This is a genomic window from Nonomuraea sp. K271 (assembly GCF_009908215.1).
Taxonomy (GTDB): domain Bacteria; phylum Actinomycetota; class Actinomycetes; order Streptosporangiales; family Streptosporangiaceae; genus Nonomuraea; species Nonomuraea longispora.
Map to the genome: position 1 here is coordinate 1 of NZ_JAAAHR010000236.1, position 11,373 is coordinate 11,373.

General features: G+C 72.1%; 11 protein-coding genes. 4 read left to right on the plus strand and 7 right to left on the minus strand.

Going from position 1 to position 11,373, the window contains the following annotated elements; all coding sequences use genetic code 11:
- Both GUY59_RS43480 and GUY59_RS43485 read right to left on the minus strand, forming a co-directional pair.
- Positions 1–206: zf-HC2 domain-containing protein (locus tag GUY59_RS43480; RefSeq protein WP_201762051.1), on the minus strand; the 206-nt coding region annotated here is incomplete at its 3' end.
- A 37-nt stretch (positions 207–243) separates the two neighbouring features.
- Positions 244–768 (minus strand): sigma-70 family RNA polymerase sigma factor, encoded by a 525-nt coding sequence (locus GUY59_RS43485; protein WP_425465104.1) that lies wholly within the window; start codon positions 766–768, stop codon positions 244–246.
- A 480-nt stretch (positions 769–1,248) separates the two neighbouring features.
- Here GUY59_RS43485 and GUY59_RS43490 point away from each other — a divergent pair, with 480 nt between their 5' ends.
- Positions 1,249–2,460 (plus strand): MFS transporter, encoded by a 1,212-nt coding sequence (locus GUY59_RS43490; protein ID WP_138208012.1) that lies wholly within the window; start codon positions 1,249–1,251, stop codon positions 2,458–2,460.
- A 23-nt stretch (positions 2,461–2,483) separates the two neighbouring features.
- Here the strand turns inward: GUY59_RS43490 and GUY59_RS43495 are convergent, their stop codons facing one another.
- Both GUY59_RS43495 and GUY59_RS43500 read right to left on the minus strand, forming a co-directional pair.
- Entirely contained in the window at positions 2,484–3,050 is a 567-nt protein-coding gene (locus tag GUY59_RS43495; protein ID WP_138208011.1) for a hypothetical protein, read from the minus strand.
- A gap of 170 nt (positions 3,051–3,220) precedes the next feature.
- Positions 3,221–4,243 (minus strand): GlxA family transcriptional regulator, encoded by a 1,023-nt coding sequence (locus GUY59_RS43500; RefSeq protein ID WP_201762052.1) that lies wholly within the window; start codon positions 4,241–4,243, stop codon positions 3,221–3,223.
- Between the two features lie 52 nt (positions 4,244–4,295).
- On the opposite strand from GUY59_RS43500, the gene GUY59_RS43505 reads away from it, so the two are divergent.
- Positions 4,296–5,573 carry an MFS transporter gene (locus tag GUY59_RS43505; RefSeq protein ID WP_201762053.1) on the plus strand — a complete coding sequence of 426 codons (1,278 nt, stop codon included), beginning with the start codon at positions 4,296–4,298 and terminating at the stop codon, positions 5,571–5,573.
- A 57-nt stretch (positions 5,574–5,630) separates the two neighbouring features.
- A complete protein-coding gene (locus GUY59_RS43510) occupies positions 5,631–6,239 on the plus strand; it encodes a hypothetical protein (protein WP_132337642.1) in 609 nt (202 codons plus the stop codon).
- Here the strand turns inward: GUY59_RS43510 and GUY59_RS43515 are convergent.
- Together GUY59_RS43515 and GUY59_RS43520 are read right to left on the minus strand one after the other, a co-directional pair.
- Positions 6,234–7,754 (minus strand): M28 family metallopeptidase, encoded by a 1,521-nt coding sequence (locus GUY59_RS43515; RefSeq protein WP_138208009.1) that lies wholly within the window; start codon positions 7,752–7,754, stop codon positions 6,234–6,236. The genes GUY59_RS43510 and GUY59_RS43515 overlap by 6 nt on opposite strands.
- Before the next feature lie 128 nt (positions 7,755–7,882).
- Positions 7,883–8,830 carry a DNA polymerase domain-containing protein gene (locus tag GUY59_RS43520; protein WP_138208008.1) on the minus strand — a complete coding sequence of 316 codons (948 nt, stop codon included), beginning with the start codon at positions 8,828–8,830 and terminating at the stop codon, positions 7,883–7,885.
- Positions 8,831–8,884: 54 nt separating this feature from the next.
- On the opposite strand from GUY59_RS43520, the gene GUY59_RS43525 reads away from it, so the two are divergent.
- Positions 8,885–9,487 (plus strand): histidine phosphatase family protein, encoded by a 603-nt coding sequence (locus GUY59_RS43525; RefSeq protein WP_138208007.1) that lies wholly within the window; start codon positions 8,885–8,887, stop codon positions 9,485–9,487.
- On the opposite strand, the gene GUY59_RS43530 is transcribed toward GUY59_RS43525, so the two are convergent.
- Positions 9,488–11,373: GxGYxYP domain-containing protein (locus GUY59_RS43530; RefSeq protein ID WP_161715023.1), on the minus strand; the 1,886-nt coding region annotated here is incomplete at its 5' end. It abuts the gene before it with no gap.

Genomic DNA, 11,373 nt, shown 5'->3' on the forward strand with positions numbered 1-11,373 from the left:
ACCGACTCCACCTGCGGGTCGGGCGGGCTGGGCAGCAGGTCGTCCGGGTGCACCCCCTTGATCAGTTCCCCCATCGCCGTGAACGACCCCACCTCCGCGGCGCAGCTTCCGCAGCCGGCCAGGTGGTGCTCGAAAGCGGTCTTCTCCTCCTCGCTGAGCAGGCCCAGCGCGTACGCGGCCACGTCCTCGTGACGCACCTCCGTCATCGTGGCGTCACCCCCCTGTCGTCGTGACGCACCACGTTCATGGCAGCGTCACCCCCCTTTCCTCGAGCGCCACGCGCAGCGCGCGCATGGCGTAGTACACGCGGGACTTCACCGTGCCCACCGGCACGCCGATCGTCTCCGCCGCCTCCTGGACGGTGCGGTCCAGCAGGAACGTCTCCGTGAGCACCTGACGATGGGCAGGTGACAGCGAGAGCATCGCCTCGGTCACCACGATCTCCCGTAACAGGCGCTCGTCCTCCGCGGCCACGGGCGCGGCTCGGTCCCGGATGTCGTCGACGGTGTCGAGGGGGCGGGTGCCCGACCGTCTGTGGTCGTCGATGACCACGCGGCGGGCCACCGTGGCCAGCCACGGCATCAGCGAGCCGGTGTCGGTACGCAGGTCGTGGAGGTTGCGCCAGGCGCGTACCAGGGTCTCCTGCACGACGTCCTCGGCCCAGCGCCGATCGCCGCCCGTCAGCCGGATGGCGAAGGCCATCAGGGGGGCGCCGTACTCGGCGTAGAGGGCTCGGACCATGGCTTCGTCCGTTACGCGGTGATTCACAAGGGGCCGGACTCCTTGCGCTGAGTTATCACGAAATATCGCGCTAGGTACGTTGGTATTGAGAATTAGTACTCTAGCCAGCAGCAGGTCGCAGGGCAGGTCGTTTGCCCCATTCGCCACCCAGCCAGATTTAATCGATAAATCGCGTTAACTCTCCCGAGTTCATCATTTGATCTTGGCCTGGCCGGCCGCGACCGCTCTGACCTGCGCACCGTACGGCGGCGCACGCGAGACGGCCGGAAGCACGCCGGGGCCGCCGACGCACGGATTGCCGCTGGACCCGGCCCGAGCCACCCACCTAAGCTCTGAGCCGACAACGACCAATGTGAGACTTCTGCCCGGTGACGGAGCCCGGCGTGGGGTGAGCGTCCCCACACCGCGCCGGCACTGGACGGTTCCAGGCGATGACCACGGGTCGGCACATCAGGACGCCGACGACCCCGGGTGGTCCGCCCCGCCGGGCGGCGAAAGGGACGCGCCGTGCTACCGGCGACCTACCGCGCACTGCTGCGCACTCCTGGCGCCACCGCCTTCTTCTCCACCGCCACCGCAGGGCGCGTCGGCATCGCGATGACCAGCCTCGGCCTCGTCTGGCTGGTCCACGGCCGAACCGGCTCCTACGCCGTCGCCGGCCTGGTGACCGGCGCCTTCGCCGTCGCGGAGGCCCTGGCCGGGCCGCAGCTCGGCCGGCTGCTCGACCGCTTCGGCCAGACCCGGATGCTGCCGCCCGTGCTGCTCGCCCACGTCGTCGCGGTGACCACGCTGCTGGCCCTGGTCTCTGCCGGCAGCCCCGCGTGGCTGATGACGGCGACCGGAGCGGCGGCCGGCGCGACGATCCCGCAGCTCGGAGCGCTGTCCGCGGCCCGCTGGTCCGCCCTGCTGCGCGGCGGCCGGGCCGCCGAGCTGCCCGCCGCCTTCACGCTGGAGTCGCTGGCCAACGCGGTGGCGTACCTGGCCGGTCCCGTCGTGGTCAGCGCGGTCGGGGCGAGCGGCCATCCCGAGCTCGGGACCGCGCTCGCGGCCGGACTGGTCGTGACGGGCGGGCTGGCGCTCGCCGCTCAGCGGCGCACCGCTCCCGCGACGGCGTCCGAGGCCGGTGAACGCCGCCGGGCGGGCCGGTCACTGCTACGGCCGGGATTCGCCGTGATCGCCGCACTCAACCTCGCCGTCGGCGTGTTCTTCGGCGCGATGCAGGTCTCGGTGACCGCCTTCGCCGTCGAGCACGGGGCCCCCGCCGCCGCCGCTCCGCTCTATGCGGCGTCGAGCTGCGGCGGGCTGCTGACCGGCTGGTTGTACGGGCTGCGCCGCCTGCGGGTCGCACCGCGCACGCAACTGGTGCTCGGCACGTCCCTGCTCGCGGGCGCGTGCCTGCCGCTCCTGGTGGCCGATTCGCTGCCGGGCGCCGGAGTGGCGATCGCGCTGACCGGCACGATGGTCACGCCGATCCTGACGCTCTCGTCGATGCTCACGGAATCGGCCGTGCACCCGTACGCCCTCACCCAGGCGTTCGCGTGGCTCTCCTCGGCGAGCTCGGCGGGCTCGGCCGCCGCGGCGGCGGCCGCCGGGCACGCGGTGGACGCGGCCGGGGCGCACGGCGGCTTCGCGATCGCCTCGGCGGCCACGGCCACGATGACGGTGCTGGCCCTGGCCGGGTGGCGCACGCTACACGTACGGACGGAAGCGGGCCTGTGACACGCCCCACGCCGACGAGCCTCCTACGACCCTCCGGACCGTCCGTCCGCCATCGACGGGCTGGGCCGGGCCTTCGGCACCGTCCAGCGCTCGGCCTCCAGCAGCAGTTCGCGGACCGTGGCGCGGCGGTCCTCCCACGGGTCGCCGAGCAGGGCGCGTACCACGTCGATCGCCGCCGGGCGGGACAGCGCGTTCGGGCGGCGGCACTCCTCGATCACCACCCGCAGTTCGGGCACCGGCCCGAGGTAGGGGCGCTCGCCGTCGCGAACCGGCCGCCCGGTGGCGGCGAAGACGATCACGTCCGCCCAGTCTCTGACGTCGGCGGAGGGGAACTCGCTGCTGCGCGGGCCCGGCGCGAAGAACGCCCGCCCCTCCGGCCCGATCATGACGTTGCCCGGGTTGAGCCGCAGTCCCGCGATCCCGCCCAGGTGCAGCCTGGCCATGGTGGCGGCGGTGCCCAGCGCGAGCAGGTGCAGCGCCTCTCCGCTGTACGGCCCGGCCGCCTGGACGACGGCGACGAGTGGTTCGCCCTCCGCCAGGTAGTCGCGCGGCAGCAGGGCCAGTCCGTCACTCCATCCCAGAAAGTCCATCGTCGTCCTCCTGGCAGCCGGGCTCGGGCACGCCGGCGTCCCTTGCCGACGGGCACCGCCGTGTCGTCAGGGGGTACGCCGTCCGGGGCCGAGCGGGTTCAACGGCTCGGGCCGGTGCACGGATCCGCTATGGCGTCCCACCCCAGGAGACCCGGCCGAAGCGGCGGAATCTAGGCCGCGGCGTCCAGTTCGCGGAAGGCGGCACGGTAGGCGCTGGGCGAGGTCCCCACGGCGGCGTGGAAGTGTTTGCGCAGGTTGGCGGCCGTACCGAGCCCCGCCTGCTCGGCCACCTGGTCCACGGGCAGGTCCGACTCCTCCAGGAGTTCCCTGGCGCGTTCGACGCGCTGCTGGGTGAGCCAGGTCATCGGGGTGCTGCCGACCTCGTCGCGGAAGCGCCGGGTGAAGGTGCGTACGCTCATGGCCTCCTTGGCGGCCATCTGAGCCAAGGTGACGGGCTCCCCCAGCCGCCGCAGGGCCCACTCGCGGGCGGCCGCGGTGGAGGGCGACGACGGCTCCGGCACGGGATGGCGGACGTACTGTGCCTGCCCGCCCTCCCGGTGCGGCGGCACGACGGTGCGGCGGGCGACGTCGTTGGCGACGGCCATGCCGAAGTCGCGGCGGATCATGTGCAGGCACAGGTCGATCCCCGCGGCGCACCCCGCCGACGTCAGGACGTCGCCGCCGTCGGCGTACAGGACGTTCGCGTCCAGCTCCACCTGCGGGAACAGCCGGGCGAAGCGGTCGGCGAAGCGCCAGTGCGTCGTGGCGAGCCGCCCGTCGAGCAGGCCGGCGGAGGCCAGGACGAAGGCGCCCGTGCAGATCGAGGCCACGCGGGCGCCGGGCCGGATGCGGGCGAACGCGCCGGCGAGCGGCGCGCTGAGCGTGGGGTCCTGCTGCTCGTAGTCGTCGTAGGAGGACAGCACGATCACGGTGTCGGCCTCCGCCAGCGCCTCCGGGCCGTGCGCGACGTTGACGGTGAAGTCCCCGTCCGTACGCACCGCGCCCGCCCGCAGGGCACAGGTCACGACCTCGTACAGCGGCTTCCCGTCCGCCGACGCCCCCGCGCGGGCCTGCCCGAACACCTGGTGGACGATGCCCAGCTCGATCGGCAGGGTCATCTGCCGGGCGAGCACGGCGACGTGGTGGCGGGCGGGGTGGGAGAAGACGGGGCGCATGGCCATATTGTTGCGCATCACGGCTATCCAGACACTCGCCGGGGTGGCGCCCTGCCGGAAGGCTGGAGCCATGGTTCAGCACGTGCAGACCTCGTCGCCGTCACCGCCCGGCTCGCGCCCTGGCACGCGCCGCGCGTGGGTCGTCGCGGCCGTCGCGGGCGCGGCCATCGTGGCCGCGGGCGCCTTCACGACTGTGCCCGGCCTTCTGATCTCCCCGCTGCACCAGCAGTACGCCTGGGACCGGGGCCACATCGCGCTGGCCGCCTCCGTCAACATGATCTTCTTCGGCTTCACCGCGCCCTTCGCGGCGGCCCTCATGGAACGCGCCGGCATCCGCCGCGTGGCGGCGGGCGCCCTGCTGCTCATCGCCGCCGGCGCCCTTCTCACCAGCGTGATGGCCGCGCCGTGGCAGCTCGTCGTGTACTGGGGTGTCCTGATCGGCCTCGGCAGCGGCTGCCTGACCATGACCTTCGCCGCCATGATCACCGGCCGCTGGTTCGTACGGCGTCGCGGGCTGGTCACCGGCGTCCTGAGCGCGTCCAGCCATCTGGGGCAGCTCGTCTTCCTGCCGCTGCTCGCCTGGTCGGTCGACCGGTTCGGGTGGCGGCCCCCGGTCGTGACGCTGGCCCTCGCCGCCCTGGCGGTGTCGGCCGTGGTGGCCCTGCTCCTGCGCGACCACCCGGCCGACGTCGGCGTGCCGCCGTACGGGGGCGAGCGTGTCGTCGCCAGACCCGCTCCCGCCACCGGAGCCGCGCGCCGCACCGTCACGGTCCTCATCGACGCCGCCCGCACCGGTACGTTCTGGCTGCTGGCCGGCATGTTCGTCATCTGCGGCGCCACCACCAACGGCATCATGTGGAGCAACTGGGTGCCCGTGGCCCACGACCACGGGATGCACGCGACCGCCGCCGCGTCGATGTTGTCCCTGATCGGCGTCTTCTCCGCCCTGGGCGCGGCCGTCTCGGGCTGGCTCACCGACCGGTTCGACCCCCGCCACCTGCTGGCCTGCTTCTTCACCGTCCGCGCCCTCACCCTGCTGGCCCTGCCGATGGTGCTCTCCGCCACCGTGCAGCCGTCCCTGGTCGTGTTCGCGGTCGTCTACGGCCTCGTCGACGTCGCCACCGTCCCGCCGGTCATCGCGCTCGCCCAGCGCCGCTACGGTGACGACGGCCCCATCGTCTTCGGCTGGGCCAACTCCGCCCACCAACTCGGCGCGGGCGCCGCGGCCTTCCTCGGGGCGACCGCCCGCGACCTGTTCGGCACGTACGACGCCGTCTGGGCGGTGCTGAGCGCGACCTGCGTCGTCGCGGCCCTGACCGCGCTGACCGTACGCCTGTCACGGGGTTGACCTTGACGCGGCGTCAACGTTTCTCATGGGAGGCGTCCAGCCGAAGAGGGGAGCACGATGGTCAGAGCCGCGCTGCGCGTCCTGGGGTTCGAGCTGAAGGGTCTGGCCAGCATCGCGTTGTGGATCGTGCGCAGACCCCACGGCGTCCCGCCCGGGGCGAGCGCCTTCTCCTACGCCAAGGAGCAGGCGTTCATGCTGACGCTGATGTTGTTCGCGATGGCGATCGAGACGGTGGTGGTGGACCTGCTGCTGGTCGCGCTCGGCGTGCCCGGATGGTTGCGGTACGCCGTGCTGGTGGCCGACCTCTACGGGCTGCTGTTCGCGGTCATGCTGGCCGCTGCCTCCGCCAACCGGCCGCACGTCGTCACGGACGGGGAACTGCGCATCAGGTACGCCGCCTATTTCGACGTACGGGTGCCCCTCGACCGGATCGTGTCGGTACGGACCGGCCGCAACCTCAACGAGGAGAGCATGATCTCCGTCGCGGACGGGCGGCTCGCCGTGGCCGTGGGCTCGCAGACCAACCTGACGGTCGAGCTGGACGGGCCGGTCACCGTCGTCCGCCCGCTCGGCCGCCGGGCCGAGGTCACCTCGATCCGGTTCTTCGCCGACGACCCCGAGGCGGTGCCGGCGGCGCTGCGCCCCCGGCTGACCGTGCCCTCATGAGCCTTGGCCCTTCCTGGCGGGAGGCGTGCGGCGCGGGATCGAGCGCAGGTCGAAGGCGAACCGGGCGGCGGAGTCGGCGATCGCGTCGGCGTTCACGTCGAGCGCCGTGGTGTTGACGTTGCGGATCGTGTCGCACGCCTGGTGGTAGCAGGCGTCGTACGCGGTGCCCGCCGTACCGCCGAACAGCCGCGCCTCCGCGGCCGTCTTGACGCCTTCCGCGCCGGTGAAGATGCCGCCCGCCGGGATGCCGACGGCGATGAAGGGGCCGTAGTCCGAGCGGCCGTCGAAGTCGGTGCCGACGGTTCGCAGGTCGCGGGAGCGGTAGAAGTTCTGGAACTGCCGCTCGATCTGGGCGGAGCCGGGCGGGCCCGCCGCTGCGCCGGCGTCGTCGGAGTTGTCGCCGTCGTACAGCTTGTACGCGAAGTTGGGCGAGGCGACCATGTCGAAGTTCAGGTAGAGCCGGATGCGGTCGCGTTCGGTCTGCGGCAGAGCCGCGACGTACTGGTCGGAGCCGAGCAGGCCGAGCTCCTCCGCGGCCCAGAAGGTGAAGCGCAGCCGGTTCTTGACCGGGAAGCGGGCCATCTCCTCGGCCACCTCCAGGATGGCGGCGGCGCCTGAGCCGTTGTCGTTGACGCCGGGGCCGGCGGGCACGCTGTCGAGGTGGGCGCCGAGCATGACGACGTTGCCCGGGTCGCCGGCGCGGGACTCGGCGATGACGTTGTGGTCGGTGCCGATCGCGACGGTGGAGTCGACGGTGAGCCGGACGGTCGCGTTGCGCGCGCCGGCCAGCCGCTCGCCCACCGCGAAGTCGGCGTACACCATGGGGATGCCGGCCCGCCACTCGCCGATGTCGAGCTGCTCGGCCTCCGTACGTCCTTCCTGGCCTTCGTTGAACACGATGACCGCGGCGGCTCCGGCCGCCTTGGCGTTGCGCACCTTCTGGGAGAAGGCGCAGGTGCCGCGCTGGATGAGCGCGATCCGGCCCGCCACGAACCCCTCGAAGTCTGAGGCCTCGCAGCCGCTGGTGGAGGACGGCGTGGCGGCCGGGGGCAGCGTCAGGTCCACGGCCTGCACCTGCGCGGTCACGTCGCCGGCCGGGGAGGGCTGAAAGGCGAAGAAGTCCTCTTTGGGGACGTACGTCCGCCGGCCCGGCGCGGTCTCGGCGAGGGTGGGCGGGCCGTTCTCGGACCAGCTCTCGACGAACTCGACAGGCGAGAACGTGACTTTGTAGCCGGCTGCGCGCAGTTTGCCGGCCACGTAGTCGCGGGAGGCGTCGTAGCCGGTCGTGCCCGCGGCCCGGTTGCCGCCGTGCGCTGTGGCGATCGTCTGGAAGGCGCGGAGATGTTCCTCGACGTTCGCGCCCCGCACCTGCCTGACCAGCCTGTCCGCGTACGTGTCGGCCGGCCCGGCCGCCTGGGCCGGCGCCGGCCCGATCACTGGCCCGGTGAGGAGCTGCAGGGGCAGGCCCAGTGCGGTGATCAGTGCGGTGATCAGTGCGGTGACGATTCTGCGCATGAACGATTCCCCTGTCGTGGATGGGAATACGACATTCCCCCGAGCCGCGATCGGAAGGTAAATCCCCAGCTACGGCGCAGACAAGGCCTGCTCCTACGGCAAAATCAGGACATGTTCGAGCAACGCGTTCACTCGCCCCGACGTGCGCGGGCGCGGCGTTTGCCCTCGTGCATCGCCTGCACGCGGGCCACCGGGATGGTGTGCCCCTCCTCCACCAGGTCCGCGGGCAGCCGTTGTGGCTCGGGCATGAGCTCCGCCCACGGGTCGCCCCCCTTGAGCAGCCCGGCCGCCGTGCGCACGGTGAAGTCGGCGGGCGTCACGCGGTCGAGCTCGTCCCAGGGCACCGGGAAGGAGACGGGCACGCCGGGACGGATGCGGGGACTGTAGGCGGCGACGACCGTCGCGCCACCCGCGCGCGTGGAGTCGAGGAACACCTTGCCCTCGCGGTCCTCCCGGATGAACGCCGTGGTCGCCAGCGCCGGGTCCAGCCGCTCGGCGCGGGCCGCCAGCGCGCGGGTGGCCGCCGCGAGGTCGTCCACCGCCGTGTCGCCGGCCACGGGTACGAACACGTGCACGCCCTTCGCCCCGCTCGTCTTCACCGCCCCCGACAGCCCGGCGTCGCTCAGGGCCTGGCGGACGAGGAGGGCGCCCTGCACGGCCGGTGCGAAGGAGTCGTCCTGATCGGGCGGGTCGAGATCGAGGATCATGTGCGTGGACCGGTCGCCGGCGAACAACGCCGGGTGGTACTCCACCGCCCGCTGGTTCGCGAACCACAGGAGCGTACGCCTGTCGTCGCACAGCGCGTACGTCACCTGCCGCTGCGACGCCTCGGCCCAGACGGTGACGGACCTGACCCAGTCGGGCGCGTACTTCGGCAGGTTCTTCTGCATGAACGGCCGCTGCCCCGGGCGGACGCGCATCACGGAGAGCGCGCGGTCGCGCAGGACGGGGACGATGCGGCCGGCCACGGCGTCGAGGTAGTCGACCAGGTCGCGCTTGGTGGCGCCGGCGCCGTCGAACAGCCGCTGGTCGAGATTGGTCAGTGCGACCCCGTCACGGGTCTCATCGGCGGCCACCCACCCTACGATGCCACAGACGCCCCCAAAGCCGACCGGCGGAGTGAAAACACCATGACCCGTTACCTGTACCTCACGCGCCACGGCGACGCCACGCCCGGCGGCGGGCTGACGGACGCGGGCCGCCGCCAGGCCACGCTGCTCGGCGAGCGGCTCGGTGACGTGCCGCTCGCCGCCGTGCACCACGGCCCGCTCCCCCGTGCGGCCGAGACCGCGCGCCTCGTCGGCGAGCGACTCCCCGGCGTCCCGCTGGTCGAGTCGCGGGCGGCCGGCGACTACGTCCCGTACGTCCCGGTCAGGCAGGACCTGCCGGAGGAGTACGCCGACGGTTTCCTGGAGTTCGTCGGCCGCTTCCCCGGGGACGAGCGCCGCGACGGTCCGGCGCTGGCCCGCGAGGCCGTGGAGCTGTTCACGGGGCCGGCCGCGCAGACCCGCCACGAGCTGGTGGTGACGCACAACTTCCTGATCGGCTGGCTCGTACGCGCCGCCATGGACGCCCCCGACTGGCGCTGGCTGGGCGTCAACCACTGCAACGCCGCCCTGACCGTCATCCGCTACGCGCCCGGCCGCCCGCCGTCCGTGCTCTTCTTCAACGACATGGCCCACCTGCCGGCGGAGCTCCGGTGGACCGGCTTCCCACCCGAGCTCCGCCTGTGATCACCGTCCGAGGTGGTCGCCCAGCAGCTTGAAGAACGCGTCGCCGCGGACGATCTCGAAGGGGTCGCCGAGCAGCGTGCCGAGCTCGGCGAGGTCGCTCGGTGACCAGTTCCAGGCGTTGACGGCGCCGGCGATGAACAGCGGCTTGCTGCCGTCCCATCCCTCGATGTGCTTGACCAGCGTGTCGTGGTATTCCTGGGCCTTGCCCTGCGGCATGAAGTTGCCGATCACGGGCAGCCCCGCCGGGTTGATCTGCAGGTCGCCGGTCTCCCACGACTGGATGATGCCGCGCAGCCCGGTGTTCTTCTTGTACGAGCGCACGATGCGCTCGTCGAAGGCCACCCAGCCGTCGTCCTCCTCGTTGCGGTGGTTGTAGGCGTAGACGAGGTCCATGCCGGTCCTGCGCAGGAACTGTCCCGTCAGCTTCGTGTACGCGTCCAGCGCCTCCTTCGGCCACGACCCGGGGTAGGTGTAGCCGGCGCCCGACGGTCCGGCGATCAGCAGGTCGTTGGGCGTGGCGGTGCGCTGGAAGTAGGCGAGGATCGCGGGGCCGATCTCGGCCAGCAGGGGGCTGACGGTCCAGTTGGTGGGCACTTCGCCGCGCTTGTCGTCGTCCCAGATCTGCCGCATCCTGCGCTGGCAGTACTGGACGTTGTCGCCCTCGCCGACGGTGAGCGTGACGTAGACACGGTTGCGCAGGGTGGCCCGCGGCCGCGGCGGCACCCGATCGGAGACCTTGGCGTGCACGCCGGCGTGCACGGTGGCGTTCATGTAGTAGTCGGCGGGGATGACCTCGACGGCGTGTTGCGAGGCACGGTCGACGCCGCCCCATTCGCCGGCCACGTCGTTGGAGAACCACCCGGCGTACGGCGTGGTCGGCTCGACCTTGCCGAGGATCTCGTCGAGCAGTTCGCCCGTCTGGCCGCTGGGCGGCAGCCAGAAGACCATGGCGCGCATGGCCACGGTGTAGTCGCGGAAGTAGGGGAAGGGCTCGATCCTGGTCGGCGCGGTGGTGGTGGCAGTCACCAGGAACTGGTTCCACAGGTCCACGTCGACGGTGAGCTGCTGGGTGCCTTCCGGCGCGGTGAAACGGTAGACGAAGTAGCCGCCTCCGTCGGAGAACCGGTTGTTGTTGGCGCCGATCGAGGAGTTGACGCCGTCGAACAGGTACGGCTCCTCGGCGTCCGTGCCGGGCGTGAAGGAGACGATCTCCTTGCCGTCGGCCTTGACCGTGACCGCGCCCACCGAGGGGCCCCAGCCGTCGTCGCTGAACGAGTCCTGGAAGCGCAGGTAGACGCCGTCCTCGCCGGACAGTTCCCGGCTTAGGTCGAAGGTGCGCACCTCGCGGTTGGAGGTGTCGCGGATGCGCTCGGTCTCGCGGGCGACCTCGCGCCACCGCACGTCCTCCACGCTCACGGTCCTGGTCGGCGGCAGGCCGCTGAGCAGGGCGTGGGTGCAGCGGGGGAACAGGTTGTCGAGCTGCCACCGGTACGTGCCGAGGACGTCGTCGGGTTTGAATTTGCCGCGCAGGTCGGTGATGGTCTTGAAGCCGTGCTCGGCGGCCTGCTCGGCCGTGGCGGCCACGGCGCCTTCCAGGCCGGCGAGGGTGGTGGCGACGTTCACCGAGTCGGGGACGTCGGGGTCGTGCAGGATGGCGCCGCGGGCCTCACGGCGGTAGCGGGCCACCAGGTCGAGGGCGTTGTCGTGGCGGGTGATGCGGGCGCCCAGGCTGTCGAGCCACGGGACGTCGAAGTTCTCCTCGTTGAAGTTGAAGTAGAGGCGCGGGTTACGGCGGTTGACCACTCCTTGGAGGGTGGTCAGGAGCAGCTGGTCGTTCCCGTGGAGGGTACTCACGTCGGCGTAGTCGAGCCGGGTGGGGCGACCGA